Annotated in this window: 17 protein-coding genes; 12 read left to right on the forward strand and 5 right to left on the reverse strand. The window is 35.9% G+C overall.

Annotated features, from left to right (window positions below; translation table 11 throughout):
- The first annotated feature begins 119 nt into the window (after positions 1-119).
- Both CD003_RS07245 and fabG read left to right on the forward strand, forming a co-directional pair.
- A complete protein-coding gene (locus CD003_RS07245; protein WP_096200485.1) occupies positions 120-1301 on the forward strand; it encodes an acetyl-CoA C-acetyltransferase in 1182 nt (393 codons plus the stop codon).
- Positions 1302-1740: 439 nt separating this feature from the next.
- Positions 1741-2481 carry a 3-oxoacyl-ACP reductase FabG gene (fabG, locus tag CD003_RS07250; protein ID WP_096200486.1) on the forward strand — a complete coding sequence of 247 codons (741 nt, stop codon included), beginning with the start codon at positions 1741-1743 and terminating at the stop codon, positions 2479-2481.
- Between the two features lie 71 nt (positions 2482-2552).
- Here fabG and CD003_RS07255 read toward each other — a convergent pair whose 3' ends face one another.
- Positions 2553-3404, reverse strand: a complete 852-nt coding sequence (locus tag CD003_RS07255; protein WP_096200487.1) for a VanW family protein — start codon at positions 3402-3404, stop codon at positions 2553-2555.
- Positions 3405-3770: 366 nt separating this feature from the next.
- On the opposite strand from CD003_RS07255, the gene CD003_RS07260 reads away from it, so the two are divergent.
- The 3 genes from CD003_RS07260 (at position 3771) to parC (ending at position 8829) form a co-directional block, all read left to right on the forward strand.
- Positions 3771-4190, forward strand: coding sequence for a CoA-binding protein (locus CD003_RS07260; RefSeq protein ID WP_096200488.1), 420 nt, complete (start codon positions 3771-3773; stop codon positions 4188-4190).
- 230 nt (positions 4191-4420) lie between these two features.
- Positions 4421-6397, forward strand: coding sequence for a DNA topoisomerase IV subunit B (gene parE / locus CD003_RS07265; RefSeq protein ID WP_096200489.1), 1977 nt, complete (start codon positions 4421-4423; stop codon positions 6395-6397).
- A gap of 2 nt (positions 6398-6399) precedes the next feature.
- Positions 6400-8829: a DNA topoisomerase IV subunit A gene (gene parC / locus CD003_RS07270; protein WP_096200490.1), complete on the forward strand. Its 2430-nt coding sequence runs from the start codon at positions 6400-6402 to the stop codon at positions 8827-8829.
- A 214-nt stretch (positions 8830-9043) separates the two neighbouring features.
- Here the strand turns inward: parC and CD003_RS07275 are convergent, their stop codons facing one another.
- Positions 9044-9679 (reverse strand): YczE/YyaS/YitT family protein, encoded by a 636-nt coding sequence (locus CD003_RS07275; RefSeq protein ID WP_096200491.1) that lies wholly within the window; start codon positions 9677-9679, stop codon positions 9044-9046.
- A 596-nt stretch (positions 9680-10275) separates the two neighbouring features.
- On the opposite strand from CD003_RS07275, the gene CD003_RS07280 reads away from it, so the two are divergent.
- Positions 10276-10455 (forward strand): hypothetical protein, encoded by a 180-nt coding sequence (locus CD003_RS07280; RefSeq protein ID WP_096200492.1) that lies wholly within the window; start codon positions 10276-10278, stop codon positions 10453-10455.
- Positions 10456-10712: 257 nt separating this feature from the next.
- On the opposite strand, the gene xerS is transcribed toward CD003_RS07280, so the two are convergent.
- On the reverse strand, positions 10713-11798 hold the full coding sequence (gene xerS / locus CD003_RS07285; protein WP_096200493.1) for a tyrosine recombinase XerS: 1086 nt from the start codon (positions 11796-11798) through the stop codon (positions 10713-10715).
- Between the two features lie 196 nt (positions 11799-11994).
- On the opposite strand from xerS, the gene CD003_RS07290 reads away from it, so the two are divergent.
- From CD003_RS07290 to CD003_RS07315, 6 genes are all read left to right on the forward strand, one after another.
- Positions 11995-12216, forward strand: a complete 222-nt coding sequence (locus tag CD003_RS07290; RefSeq protein WP_096200494.1) for a spore germination protein — start codon at positions 11995-11997, stop codon at positions 12214-12216.
- Between the two features lie 15 nt (positions 12217-12231).
- Positions 12232-12450 (forward strand): spore germination protein GerPB, encoded by a 219-nt coding sequence (locus CD003_RS07295; RefSeq protein ID WP_096200495.1) that lies wholly within the window; start codon positions 12232-12234, stop codon positions 12448-12450.
- A gap of 34 nt (positions 12451-12484) precedes the next feature.
- Positions 12485-13099 (forward strand): spore germination protein GerPC, encoded by a 615-nt coding sequence (gene gerPC, locus CD003_RS07300; RefSeq protein WP_096200496.1) that lies wholly within the window; start codon positions 12485-12487, stop codon positions 13097-13099.
- Positions 13100-13102: 3 nt separating this feature from the next.
- The gene (locus tag CD003_RS07305; RefSeq protein WP_096200497.1) at positions 13103-13279 is read left to right on the forward strand and encodes a spore gernimation protein GerPD; all 177 of its coding nucleotides are present in this window, start codon (positions 13103-13105) and stop codon (positions 13277-13279) included.
- Positions 13280-13292: 13 nt separating this feature from the next.
- On the forward strand, positions 13293-13664 hold the full coding sequence (locus CD003_RS07310) for a spore germination protein GerPE (protein ID WP_257008256.1): 372 nt from the start codon (positions 13293-13295) through the stop codon (positions 13662-13664).
- A gap of 71 nt (positions 13665-13735) precedes the next feature.
- Complete coding sequence (locus CD003_RS07315) at positions 13736-13954, forward strand: spore germination protein (RefSeq protein ID WP_096200499.1); 219 nt, start codon at positions 13736-13738, stop codon at positions 13952-13954.
- A 179-nt stretch (positions 13955-14133) separates the two neighbouring features.
- Here CD003_RS07315 and CD003_RS07320 read toward each other — a convergent pair whose 3' ends face one another.
- Together CD003_RS07320 and CD003_RS07325 are read right to left on the reverse strand one after the other, a co-directional pair.
- Complete coding sequence (locus tag CD003_RS07320) at positions 14134-14697, reverse strand: GNAT family N-acetyltransferase (RefSeq protein ID WP_179295474.1); 564 nt, start codon at positions 14695-14697, stop codon at positions 14134-14136.
- A gap of 311 nt (positions 14698-15008) precedes the next feature.
- On the reverse strand, positions 15009-15287 hold the full coding sequence (locus CD003_RS07325; RefSeq protein WP_096200501.1) for a hypothetical protein: 279 nt from the start codon (positions 15285-15287) through the stop codon (positions 15009-15011).
- Positions 15288-15482: the final 195 nt, after the last annotated feature.

Genomic DNA, 15482 nt, shown 5'->3' on the forward strand with positions numbered 1-15482 from the left:
ATAGTTGTCCGACTCTGAATATATTTTGAAGGTAGATTTAGTTTTACATATACAGCTCAGCAAAAAAAAAGCAGGATATACACTTTTAAAAATCTAGTAAACTATAGGGGGATTTAATTATGAGAGAAGTTGTTATTGTAAGTGCGGCGCGTACACCGGTTGGTGCATTTGGAGGGTCACTATCATCGCTATCAGCAGTAGATTTAGGAGTAGTAGCAGCGAAGGAAGCAATTAAGCGTGCTTCTATTCCAGCTGATATTATTGATGAAGTATTAGTAGGGAATATTCTATCAGCTGGTTTAGGACAAAATATAGCAAGACAAGTATCAATTCATTCTGGTTTACCAGAAACAACACCTGCTACAACGATAAACAAGCTATGTGGATCAGGGTTACGTACTGTAAGCATGGGAGCTCAGTTTATTGCGTTAGGTGATGCAGATGTAATTTTAGCAGGTGGGACAGAAAGCATGAGTAATGCTCCGTATATATTACCTAATGCTCGTACAGGGTACCGTATGGGACATGGGGATATTGTAGATACAATGATTCATGACGGTTTAACAGATGCTTTCAACAATATTCATATGGGAGTCACTGCAGAGAATATTGCTGAGCAATGGGAGCTGACAAGAGAAGAACAGGATGCTTTTGCACTCGAAAGTCAGCACCGAGCTGAGAGAGCACAAAAAGAAGGGCGTTTCCGTGATGAAATTGCTTCAGTTGAGATACCTCAGCGAAGAGGAGAGCCAATTGTAGTAGATACGGATGAACATCCTAAGCATGGACTTACAATTGATAAACTTGCAAAGCTACGTCCTGCATTTAAGAAGGATGGCACTGTAACCGCTGGAAACGCGTCTGGAATTAATGACGGTGCTGCGATGGTTGTCTTAATGGCAAAAGAAAAAGCTGAAGAGTTAGGCTTAACTCCGCTAGCAACAATTAAGTCTTACGCAAATGCAGCTTTAGATCCTAAAATTATGGGTTATGGACCAGTACCAGCTACGAAAAAAGCATTAGAGAAAGCAGGCATGAACGTTGCTGACCTTGATTTAATTGAAGCAAATGAAGCCTTTGCTGCACAATCACTAGCAGTTGTAAAAGACTTAGAGTTAAACCCTGATAAGGTGAATGTAAATGGAGGGGCAATTGCTTTAGGCCATCCAGTAGGAGCTTCTGGAACAAGAATCCTAACAACGTTATTGTATGAAATGGAAAAACGTAATGCGAAAACAGGTCTAGCAACATTATGCATTGGCGGCGGACAAGGTACGTCACTAATTGTTGAACGTGGATAAGGCGTAACAACTAAATTTTAAAAAAGCGCAAACACTAAGCTTATTACCATAGGCCATTAAAAGACGGAAAATTCCCGTTTTTTAATGGCCTATATTTATTTTTTATAAAATTTTTATAATGGTGTTTAGGACAATCTTTGTATTGGGAATAACGATACTACTTCTTCTTACTATTTACCAAATGAGGTATGGTAAAATGAATCTAACTTAAATAAATCGGACTTACACACATTCATACCGAATAGGATATATTTGTAATGTAGTATTGAATGGCAATTCATTTGATGTGTGGTGGGTAGCTCCTTCTTGTTGTTCAGTTTGGAATGATATTTTGTGAATTTATTGGTTATATGCAGATGGAAGTATGTTGAGTGACCGCTTAGCGTTTTCAAAAACAAAAGACCGCTTTGCGGTTTTTGATCTCAGGAGGGGATTAACGATGAGATTACAAGATAAAGTTGCAATAATTACTGGTGGCGGACGTGGAATCGGTGAGGCAACAGCAAAGAAATTTTCACAAGAAGGAGCTAGGGTTGCTGTAGCTGATTTAAATGATGAAGATATCAAACGTACGGTGGACGAGATAAATGAATCAGGAGGTAACGCGATTGGATTTAATGTGAATGTAACAAAGCGTGAACAGGTAAAAAGCTTACTCGATAACGTTTCTGAAAAGTTTGGGAAAATTGACATTGTTGTCAATAATGCAGGTATAACAGCAGACGCCCAGTTACTCAAGATGACAGACGAGCAATGGGACCGAGTCATTGATGTTAATTTAAAAGGAGTTTTCATTGTTGGTCAAGAAGCTGCTACTTACATGAAGGAACAAAATGGAGGGGTCATTCTTAATGCATCTAGTGTCGTTGGACAATATGGAAACTTTGGTCAAACAAACTATTCAGCGACGAAATTCGGTGTAATCGGTATGACAAAAACATGGGCGAAGGAATTAGGACGCTTTGGTATTCGCGTTAATGCAGTCGCGCCAGGCTTTGTATTGACACCTATGACAGAGAAAATGCCAGAAAAGATTCTTTCTATGATGAAAGATCAATCACCACTGAAGGACCTAGCATCTTCAGAGGATATTGCAAATGGCTATGCTTTCTTAGCATCTGATGAAGCACGATTTATAACAGGTACTGTTTTAAATATTGACGGCGGTGTCGTTATTTAACGCTAAGTGTGTGCTCAGTCTTATTAATATCGTGAAAGTAGTAAAGCCCACTATCCAGATTAGTGGGCTACTTATGGTGTATCTTTATTAATTTCATCAGACGATTCAATTAATATCATTAAAGCTCCTCCATGAGCTTTTGCACGAATAAGGATGGGCTGATTATACGTATTCTTAAACATAAAGTCAGAACCGTACCAACTAACATTGGCATCACGTCCAGGGGGCACATAGGGTACAGGTTTACTGTGTGAATGACGTTGAACTATTTGTAGCCCTGCCTTATCGGCAGCATTATATAGCGTCGAGGATACTTGACAAATCCCACCACCAAAATCTTGATAAATCTTCCCTTTAATAATGATCGGAGCTGGGAGATACCCCTTTTCTTTCGTTCGTTTACCAACGACTTCGTTAAAAGAAAACACTTCGCCAGGAAACACAACGTGATTGTTAATCGCCTCTGTTGCGAGCGAAATATTTTGTGCTCGAGCTTTTTTTCTTGAATTAAAATATGTAGTAAATTGGCCAATTCGCTTTACTCGTATTCTTGAAAGTAATTCACTATCTACACGGGGATAATTTCCAACGATTGGCACGTCAATAGTAGCAGGACCCTTTTTAAAAAAACTACGATAAAACTGTTCTCGAAACCTTTTTTCGTCAAGTTTATGTCCGGCTTCTTCTGCAACAATGCCACCATTTTCATTAATGGTAGCGTTAATTGGCTCTTTATATATTTGTTCATTTATTTGACTCATCAGTTGTTCTAAATTTTCATGTTCAGGTAGCTCTTTTCCTAGAACGGATTCAAAATTAGATCGATCTATCTCCATTAATTTCTCACCGTCAAAAACGATAGAAATGCCTATAGATTGGGAAAAAATTTGTGTGAAAAGCAAAAGGATACTAACGATTTTCATGGTGGTAATCCCCCTTTCTAAGAGTCGACTGAAATAGTGTGGTTTTCACTTTTTCAATCCACTTAAAGTAATGCGTGCAACGTGCGAAGCCAATACCGCTTCTTGAATCATCTAATTCGTACTTTTTCAGTGTCTTGCTTTCTATTAGTATGACTTGAAGTAAGCTTTTTCATGTGAATAAGGGAAATTCGATATGAAATTAGCTGGAAATCTTGTAATTAAGTTGTAGCAAGGGTAGGTATTATTTAGAAGAAAGTTCAATTTCATGCAGGAATTTCACATTTCATTTAGAAAATGTATAGGGAAATACTAATTGAGTACAAAATGACAGTAAGATATAAATTCAGGATAATTGGAGGAACTTACATGGCAATTGAAAATCCAACACGAGAAGAAATTGGTGAAATTTTAAAGAAAAGCAAACGTATTGCAGTCGTTGGCTTATCAGCGAATCCAGAGCGGACCTCTTATATGGTATCAGAAGCGATGCAAAATGCTGGCTATGATATTATCCCAGTAAATCCAACAGCGGATGAAATTCTTGGGGTTAAGTCAGTTAAATCATTAAATGATATTGAAGGTCACGTAGACATTGTGAATGTTTTCAGACGAAGTGAGCACTTAAATGATGTGGCAAAAGAAGTTGTCGCAATGAAAAATAAACCAGATGTATATTGGGCTCAGTTAGGACTTGAAAACGAAGAAGCGTATGATTTGCTACAGGAACATGGGGTAACGTCAATTATGGATCGTTGTATAAAAGTGGAGCAAGCACTTACAAAATAACGGTTAGAAAAGTCCCTTACATCATCCAAATGTTAGGGACTTTTCAGTTCTTAAGACACAAAAAACTAGAATAATGGTTGCTAAACCAAAATATAAAGATACAATGAATAAAAGAATGTACGTATGATATTTGGTGAGTTACTTTCTGCTATAGCACAAAACGATACAGAAACATATGTTCTTTTGTGCTATAGTAGAATGAACTGTACGTGTGAAAGGGGTCTCCCAACTTGGCAACGAAAAAAAGAGAATTTGAATACAACGATGATGCAATCCAAGTACTTGAGGGGCTTGAGGCTGTTAGAAAACGACCAGGGATGTATATTGGTAGTACCGATAGTCGCGGGCTGCATCACTTAGTATATGAAATTGTAGATAATGCCGTTGATGAAGCGTTAGGTGGATACGGTAATGATATTAATGTGACAATTCATAAGGATAATAGCATTAGTGTAACGGATGAAGGTAGAGGTATGCCAACAGGGATGCATAAGATGGGTAAGCCAACTCCTGAGGTCATCCTAACGATCCTTCATGCAGGAGGGAAGTTTGGACAAGGCGGTTATGCGACAAGTGGTGGTTTACATGGTGTAGGTGCCTCTGTTGTTAATGCCTTATCAGAATGGCTTGTCGTTGAAATTAAACGTGATGGTCATGTATATAAACAGCGTTTTGAAAATGGTGGAAAACCTGTTACTACTCTTGAAAAAGTAGGAACAACAAAGAAAACAGGAACGAAAATCCATTTCAAACCTGACAGAACCATTTTTAGCACAACAACGTATAATTTTGAAACATTAACTGAACGCCTAAGAGAAGCAGCATTCTTATTAAAAGGCTTGAAAATCGAGTTAATCGACCTACGTAAGAACAAAGAAAATACTGAACTATTCTGCTATGAAACAGGAATTAAAGCTTTTGTTGAGTATTTGAATGAAGACAAAGAAACGCTACATCCTGTTGTATTTTTTGGTGGAGAGCAAAATAATTTTAGTGTGGAATTTGCTTTTCAATTTAATGATGGATACACAGAAAACTTCCTCTCCTTTGTAAATAACGTACGAACTAAGGACGGCGGTACTCATGAAGCTGGGTCAAAGAGTGCAATGACTCGGGCAGTTAATGAATACGCAAGAAAAGTGAAAATGCTAAAAGAAAAAGATAAAAATCTTGACGGTTCAGATATACGAGAAGGGTTTACAGCAATTGTTTCGATCAGAGTTCCTGAGGCAAAGCTTCAATTCGAAGGTCAAACAAAAGGTAAGCTAGGTACTCCAGAAGCTCGTTCAGCTGTAGATGCGGTTGTTTCAGAGCAACTTTCCTACTTCTTTGAAGAAAATCCAGATATAAGCACGATGCTCATTAAAAAAGCCATCAAAGCAGCTCAAGCAAGAGAGGCAGCACGTAAAGCAAGAGAAGACGCTAGAAGCGGAAAAAGAAATAAGCGAAAAGACGTTCTTCTTAGTGGAAAGCTGACACCAGCTCAATCAAAGAATCCGAAGCGCAATGAATTGTATTTAGTCGAGGGTGATTCTGCCGGTGGTTCAGCTAAACAAGGAAGAGATCGTAAATTCCAAGCTGTTCTTCCATTACGTGGTAAAGTAATTAACACGGAAAAAGCAAAAATCGATGATATCATGAAAAACGAAGAAATTCGTACGATCATCCATACAATTGGTGCTGGGGTAGGGTCAGATTTTACAATAGATGATATTAATTACGATAAAGTCGTGATTATGACCGATGCCGATACAGATGGAGCTCATATTCAAGTACTATTACTAACATTTTTCTATCGTTATATGAAGCCTCTTGTGGAAGCAGGAAAAGTATATATTGCCCTTCCACCACTATATAAAGTTAGTAAAGGCTCAGGTAAAAAGGAAGTAGTAGAATACGCATGGGATGAAGATGGAATGAAAGAGGCCATAAAGAAGGTTGGAAAAGGCTATACAATCCAACGTTATAAAGGTCTTGGTGAGATGAATGCAACTCAACTTTGGGAAACAACAATGGACCCAGAAACAAGAACACTCATTCGAGTGAAGATTGATGATGTAGCTAGAGCGGAGAAGCGAGTATCTACATTAATGGGTGACAAAGTAGAGCCTCGCCGTAAATGGATTGAGAGCCATGTAGCATTCGGATTAGAAGAAGAAACGAATATACTAGAGAACGAAAATCTAACGGTAATTGAGGAGGAGTAAGCTTGTCACAAACAGAGCGCTACTTAGATCTTCCTTTAGAAGACGTAATTGGTGACCGTTTTGGTCGATACAGTAAATATATAATTCAAGAACGAGCTTTACCTGACGTAAGAGATGGCTTAAAGCCGGTACAGCGTCGTATTTTATATGCGATGTACAAAGATGGAAACGTTTCCGATAAACCTTTCCGTAAGTCAGCAAAAACAGTCGGTAATGTAATTGGTAATTACCATCCACATGGTGACTCATCGGTATATGAAGCAATGGTACGGATGAGCCAGGATTGGAAGGTTCGAAACGTACTAATTGAAATGCATGGGAACAATGGTTCAATTGATGGAGATCCACCTGCAGCGATGCGTTATACTGAGGCGCGTCTTTCATCAATTGCTTCTCAATTATTACGTGATATTGATAAAGAAACAGTTGATTTTATTCCGAACTTTGATGATTCTATTGAAGAGCCAGTCGTGTTGCCTTCGATGTTTCCGAATCTACTTGTAAATGGTTCAACAGGGATATCTGCTGGGTATGCTACTGATATCCCGCCGCATCATCTAGGAGAGGTTATCGACGGTGCTATCTTACAAATGGAGAAGCCTGATTGTACCCTTAACGAATTGATGGATCATGTAAAAGGACCTGACTTTCCAACAGGTGGGATTGTGCAGGGGCTCGATGGTATCAAACAAGCCTACCAAACTGGTAAAGGAAAAGTAGTCGTACGTGCTAAAACAGAGATAGAGGAAATTAAGGGTGGTAAGAAACAAATTGTTATCACTGAAATTCCATATGAAATTGTAAAAGCGAACCTTGTAAAGAAGATGGATGAAATACGCTTTGATAAAAAGGTAGAAGGTATTGCTGAAGTACGTGACGATACAGACAGAACAGGTCTACGAATTGTTGTTGAGCTGAAAAAAGAAGCTGACGGAGAAGCAATTTTAAATTATTTATTTAAAAATACCGACCTACAAGTTACATATAACTTTAATATGGTCGCAATTTGTAACAAAACACCTCAATTACTTGGCTTAAAGAAGATGCTAAGTGCTTATGTCGACCATCAGAAAGAAGTTGTGACGAAGCGCTCTCAATATGAGTTAAATAAAGCGTTAGAGCGTGAGCATATTGTAGAAGGTCTTATTAAAGCAATCTCCATTCTTGATGAGGTGATTGCAACAATTCGAGCTTCAAAAGACAAACGAGATGCAAAAAACAACTTAATCTCACAGTTTGAGTTTACAGAGGCTCAAGCAGAGGCAATTGTTACATTGCAATTATATCGTTTAACAAATACTGATATTACAACACTCCAAGATGAAGCTGACGAGCTAGCAAAAGAAATTAGCAAGCTTCGTGAGATTCTAGGTAGTGAGAAGAAGCTTATTCAAGTCATTAAAAGAGACTTGTTAACAATAAAGAAAACCTTTGCTGATTCACGCCGTACTGTTATTAAAGAAGAAATTGAGGAACTTAAGATTAATCTTGAAGTACTTGTTCCTTCTGAAGATGTTATTGTAACAGTAACAAAGGAAGGCTATGTGAAGCGTACGAGTCTACGTTCCTTTGCAGCTTCAAATGGAGAAAAGCCAGGTATGAAGGAAACTGATTATCTACTATCTCAATTTGAAATGAATACAACTGATACTTTACTAGTATTCACTAATAAAGGGAATTACTTGCATATTCCTGTCCATCAATTACCTGATATTCGTTGGAAAGATAATGGTCAGCATGTGGCCAACATTGTTCAAATTGACCGTGAAGACGATATCATTAAGGCAATGCCTATTAAGGAATTTAATGAAAAAGAGTACCTCTTATTCATTACTAAATACGGTATGGTGAAGAAATCTCAGCTTTCCCTATATAAAGCACAACGTTTTACAAAAGCACTAGTTGCGGTGAAATTAAAGGAAGCTGATGAAGTTATTAATGTCATTCGAACAGATGGCGGCAAAGAAGTATTTCTTGCAACTCACCAGGGCTATGGATTAAGGTTTAGTGAAGAAGAAATTAATATCGTAGGTCAACGTGCAGCTGGGGTAAAAGGAATAAATTTAAAAGAAGAAGATTATGTAGTAAATGGTGATGTCTTTACATTGAATGAAAAGGTTCATTTCCTCGTAATTACACAACGTGGAGGATTAAAAAAGGTGCCGATTTCTGAGTTTGAAAAGTCATCTCGTGCCAAACGTGGCTTAGTATTGCTAAGAGAACTGAAATCAAATCCACATCGAATCATCTATTTCGAAAAAGTAGTAGAAAATATTCAATACATCCTCCAAACAGAGAAGGGTACTGTCGTGTTAATAGAGCCTCCTACTCTTAGAAATAGCGACCGCTATAGTAACGGCTCCTTTGTTGTAGATATTGATAAAGACGGAGCAATTGTCGCGTTAAATAAAGAAGAAAAAAATACTGAATAAATAAATACCGCTTTGCGGTATTTATTTATAAGCAATGTGCGGAGCCACTACATGTTTTAAAGTATAGCGACAAGCGCTTTTGTTGTCGCTATACGAGTAGTGCGCGGAGGCATTGCCCTTCTTTGAGTCTACTACTTATACTTATCTTAAAAAAGGTGTCTCATAAGGTCAACAATACCTTAAGGGACACCCTTTTACTTTGAAACAGAATTTTTTAGGCAGCATGACGTTTTTCTTTCTCCTGAACAAATTTCTTCTCTAATTTTACAACATAAGGCATGAAGAAATTAATTACAGCCCCACTGAAAAAGGTAATAAGGATCGTTCCAATTCCGATAGGCCCATTAAACAGAAAAGCTAAAATAACAAAGCCAATATTCATAATTCCTCGTGAATAAAAGAGATTTAGTTTTGTCAAATCACGTATGATAAGCATAAGTCGATCCATAGGTATCGGTGCAAAATTAGCTTGTAGATAGGCAGCTATTCCAAATCCACTAATGACAATACCTACTAATAAAATAATAAATTGACCTATTAGAGTCGTAGGTTCAACCCAACCAGATAAGGTAAATAACCAAAAATCAATCCCTATTCCAGTAATAATCGCGGTTACTAGCGCTAAAAACTCCGGTCTATTTCGAAGCAAAGCAGCATTGAAAAAGATAAGAATAAGAGCAAGAATGACTTCCCAGCTCCCAACAGTTAAACCAATCGTACGATATAATCCAACTAGTAGGGCATCAAATGGGGAAGTACCAAGCCTCGATTGAATCGTTAATGCAATTCCGAGTGCTAAAAGGAAAATCCCAAGCACATAAAATATAAATCTTCTAGGTGATATGTGCATGAAAACCCTCCAAATTAAAACTAATTAAGACACATACGAGTAGTATAAACGAAAATATTGGAAGTGTGAATGGGTAAATGAAGTGAAGTGATTATAAGCTATAATAATATTATGTTAACTAGAATTTAGTTAATGATAGAAGAGTGGAAAGTGTTTGTAGAATTATGAATTATGGGTTATGAGTTATGAATTGCTAATTGATAATTGTTAGTTGTTAATTAACTTTGAATCTTAGTTAGTTGGGGTTAGGTGTGAATTAAAAAGTAAAATGATATTAAGTTTAATAATTCATTTAGTAATCTAAGAAAAATGGTTTTGTTTAAATCTCATTAAATTTTTATTCTGTCTCATTATCAAAAGTTTACTTATCAATTGAGACAGAATAAGGTGATAGTAAGTAGTTGTATATAAGGAGGTATGAAAGCTTCTTTATTGTAGCTTTCTTTTTTATGTTTATTACGTCAAAACTATATTTTACGTAATAATGTATAGCACATCAGTACAGCTAATTATTACTATAAAACAACAATAATTAGTACTACCTACACCCCTATCTTTCCCAGTACATATATATAATTAATAAAGGTGGTGTTTTCGTGAAAAAAGATAATATCATTCCCTTCCCTCAGCGAAAAGTAAAGCTATACGAAGATGAATATATAGAATTTCAGTCTCATATGGAAAAAATGAAGCAAGCTCGTACGTTAGCCGAAGTAAACTATTATTACTCCCTTGCAAAAAGCGTCATTGAAAAAGCAAAAAATCGAAATATATAATGGGTCATGTATTGGAAAGACAACAACTCCCTCCCCTTTCTCAAATTCCGCATAGCGGATTTTGTTAAAAGCAATGTGCGAAGCCACTACCAGTTTGAAAGTACAGTGGCAAGTGGTTTTCTTGTCACTGTACGAGTAATGCGCGAAGCCATTGCCCTTCTTTGAATAAGCTTTCACTTATCCACATTTAAGTATTTTAAAATTTCCTGGTAAACAACAAAAAAGTCACATCTAACTGTGACTTTTTCAACCCATATTTATTCCTCATCCTTAGGCATATCCATTTTATCAACGGCACTTTTTAAATCGTCGTTTCTAATATGAGTGTAAATCATCGTAGTTTGTATTGAAGAATGTCCTAATTGCCTCCTTAATTTCGGTACATCGTTAATTTCTGTATGATACCTAGTAGCAAATGAGTGTCTTAGCTTATGTACGGATAATGAAGGCTTACCAAATGCTGTCGCATACTTTTCTATCAGTTTTTCGATTGCTCGTGCTGATAGCCTCCTGGACGTCCCTTTAGGTCCCATTGGAGCGGATACAAACAGTGACTTGTTGGTTTTCTCTACCTTGTATCTATTGGCTCGTATAGATAAGTATTCTTGAAGATCATCCATTGCTAGACTACTAAAGTACACATATTGTTCTTTGTTTCCCTTACGAACAACACGAGCTGAAGACTTGGTAAAGTCGATATCATCTATATCTAGGTTTACAACCTCTGATAAGCGAAGGCCAGAACCTAATATTAAGGAGACTATCGCTGTGTCACGTTCTCGGTTAAAAATATGAAAGTTTAAGAGCTTTTTGTTATCTTTATTCAACTGACCGTAATCATTTGCTATAAATAATCGGAAGCTTTCATATTCATCACCTAATAAAATCTTCCCTTCCATCTTATTAGCAATTGTTTCCATACTATCCTTTAATTCATTAAATTCTACCTTAGCCATTACATTTCGCTGTAGATAGGGTTGTAAGTCATTTGTTTCAGCAATGTTTTGAAGATAGTTAAAGAGAGATTTAAGTGCTGATAGCTTACGATTGACCGTTATTTCTTTGTTATTTAGTTGGTACTGAAGGAAGTTTAAGAAGCCCTCCACTTGCTTTATAGTGAGTGATTCAAGTAATTCAAGGGGTATATTTTTTATTTCATCAGTATGTAAGCTTTCTGTTAAAAGCCAATTGAAAAAGATTTTGTAATCATGAGCATAGTTAAGTAAAGATGCTGCAGAAAGCTTTCTCTTCTTATGATCGATGTATTCTTCTACATACCAAGGCAATTCTTTAAGTAAGCTTTGTAGTTTTATATAGTATTTCTGTTGGGCTTCGTTAGCCATTGGATAATTCACCTCAATATTTCTGTTAACTATCTCTTAGTTTAGTATATGATAAATTTAAATACCATGCTATTTCTTGATAGCCAGCTACTATTTATATTTTGCTATAAGGTGTGTAGAGCATTTTATTTTCATGAACACTTAGCCCAATTGTTACATACCTTATCTATATAAACTTGGATTAAGGATGGTTTTTATGCCTGCAATTGTAGGAGCAATTAAACTAATAAGTGTAGGAAATAGTGGAGTTTTTAATATTGGAGATGTATATAACATCTCACCGGTGAGTACGGCGAAAACATTTGCCGGTGCAGGCTCTTTTAATACGGGAGATGGATTAAGAGTTAATAATCAGTATAGTTCAACTAATACGTATGACCGTGATCTTACTGATTCAAATATTAGCTCATTTTTATAAAGCGAGGTCATAAATATGAATTATTATATTAACCAAAGTATTGTAATTAACAACTTAAGAGTAGATGGAATTACTAACTCTTCAGTGCTCCAAATCGGGAGCGCTGGAGTTATAAAAGCATTATCAAACCTTTATAATACAGGAGGATTCACAGAGCCCGCTCCTGAAGCTGAAGTACCAGTACCACCAATAACTCAAGCTAGTCTTGTGCCACTTGCACCTCCTACACCTTGAAGGACTATTAATTTGTTAAGAGGGAGGAAGATTCATGTATTATCCTAATCAGCATAATCATTATAGTCACATAGAAAATAACCAAAACATATATGATTATTTTCATTCTCAAGAGGAAAAAATTTCAAGGTTAGAGAATGTGATTCATCAACTTCAAAATGAAATTAATATGATTAAATCTCACCCCCCCTCTGTTAACTATAAATTTGATCAATTAAAAGTTGAAAGATTGGAAGGAACTTTAAATATAGGACTTTCACCAAATCACGCTGGTGGGGAAAACTCAATAGAGGATTTCAATGTCAATCAAGATAATCAAGTACTCCCTTCTGTTAACAATCCTAATCCATACCCAAAAATTAAACATGAAATTAATGAGTATTTAAATGGCGAGTGTTACCAGATATTAGAGTCGATTGAACAGAAATACAATTACCAATTGGACCTTCCCTATCGGCAATTTATAATTAGTGATGTTAAGAATCAAATTGATAACCGTATAACTCACTATTTAAATCAAATACCAACAGAAAATATGAATGAACAACAATTATTGGACGTTGAACAAAGAACAACCAGTAAATTAAAAGAAGATATTAATAAAACATTTGAAGAGTTTATAAGACATTTACCAAGAGAGGGGTATTAGTTAATGAATTTTAATGTAGTTAATCGAGAGCTATCTGTTGGAGATATCCGTATTATGGCTGTGGCTACTTCTTCGGTGTTTTTAGTTGGGGATACTGATACGATTAATTTATCGTCAATTTTTGATACACCTCCAGAATCTTTAATAATCGGGCCGTTCGTTCCCCTAGCACCAGAATAAGGAGACTATTATTATGAGCAAACGAGTTTCAATGGTTAACAACATCAAAGTTACAAATGTTTCAAGTAGCTCGGTATTTCAAGTTGGTGACAGTAACAAGGTATCCCCTCGCTCCCGAGCGTTAGCTGTTCAACGCCAAGTGGAGCTCTTTTTTTCAGACGAAGGAAACTTTGAAATGTTTCCTCTTTTTACAAGACCAATTCCGAAGATGAGTTTTTTTGAACCAATTTCTATAAATAGATACAATGATTCACGCTTTATAAACGTAAAGAATATCAATATTATTAGTGCAGCCTCTTCAGGTGTGTTGCATATTGGTTCTACTAATGATATTCATGCAGAGGCAAGAATAAAGCATATAAGACAATTACAATCAACTGAATAACAAAACGAATCTATGAGGTGATTTAGCAGCTTCTTAGAATGTATTATAATAAATACGAAAAGGGTGTTTATATGCCTTCAATAGTTGGTGGACCATTTAAAATTAATGAAAATAGTGGAGTTATTAACTTTGGTTCCTCCATAAATATCTCTCCCAAAAGTACTGCAAAAGCGTTTTCTGGCTCTGGTGCTGGGAACACAGGAGACTTTATTGTTACAAATAATGGAGTAAATGCTAATAATACATTTGATCCTGATGTTGTTGATCAAAGTCAGGGTGCAAATGTTTAATGGTTTCATAAGTGAATAACCAGCTAATACTCACCAAAAAAAGCGCTTCTATTGAAGTGCTTTTTTTGGTCCAGAAAAATTATTAAGTACTATACTTGATTTTTATCATAATGTTCAAAATATGGATTTGAACATTATCAAATAATTCAAGTAATCTTTATAAATAATTTTGGAAGGTATTACTTTCCCTCTTTGTATTCCCTCTTTAAAATAGAAAATACGAATACATCATCATATGTTCCATTTAGAAGTTGATGATCTCGAAGGATGCCTTCTTGTTGAAAGCCATGTCTATTTAATAGTTTTAAAACATTTTTGTTTTTTGCATTTGTATAACCATAGATTTTATTTAAATACATTTTAGTAAACCCGTAATCAAGTAAAAACTTCAGTGTCTCTGACCCATAACCTTTACTCCAATAATTACTTGAGATATTGCCACCTATTTCTGCATGGTGAGATAATCTATCCCAATTTTTAAATCCACAAGACCCAATTACTTTTTTTGATTCCATTAATTCAACCAACCAAATAATTGAGTCATGCCTTTGATTCATTTGCTTAAAAACTCTTATCAATTCTTCTGCTTCAATCAAATTCTTAAAAGGTTCACTGCGGTCTAAACTTAGAACGCCAGGATCTGAATAGAGACAAAAAATATCGGATGTATCCTCTATTTTCGGCTCCCTAAAAAGCAACTCTTTCGTTTTAATAGGTTGTATGGAAAACTGTTTCTCGTTCATCCTTTGACACATCCTTATTGATCTGTACACAAAAGACAATGGCTTCACTCTTTATGGACTAAAGTGACTCATTGATTTCTTTAGCTGTCCGTGCCATTGTTGGCATATTAATTTTAGACTTCAGTCAAGTCATTATTATTAATTATAAAATACTTCAATGTGGATAAATAATAGCATATTCGAAGAAGGGCAATGACTTCGCGCACTACTCGTTCAGTGACAAGAAAATCACTTGTCACTGAACTTTCAAAAAAACATGTAGTGGCTTCCCACATTACTTTTAACAAATTCCGCTATCCGGATTTTGTTCTTTAATAATAATATGGTCCATGGTGGTGGTGATGAAAGGGTCTTCTGCGAAAACGAAAAGCTGCAATTGATACTAATGCAACGGCAGTTAATGCAGCAGCAGCAAAGAAATACATCCCATGTCCGTGATCAGTTGACGTAGGTCCTATCGGACGAAGATAAACAAATTCAGGATCTACTCTCTCAATTGTACCTACATACATTTTTCCATGATGGTCCCTAATCTCAACTTCTGCACCTACACTTTCTTTACACAAGTTATAATAATGTTGACAAGACATTCTTGTTACCTCCCTCTAATAAGAATTAAAAAGGCTAGCCCTCTTAACTACTAACTTATGTAAAGAACAATAATTTGGTATAGGGATTTTCCCTAGCTCTCTAAAATTTGTATTATTAATAGGTTCTATTTCTTCTTTTCCATACATAACATAGCTTTGGTTGAAAAATTTAAATAAAGTCATACTCTTTCTATA

Origin of the sequence: Bacillus sp. FJAT-45350 (assembly GCF_002335805.1) — a bacterium.
Classification (GTDB): domain Bacteria; phylum Bacillota; class Bacilli; order Bacillales; family NISU01; genus FJAT-45350.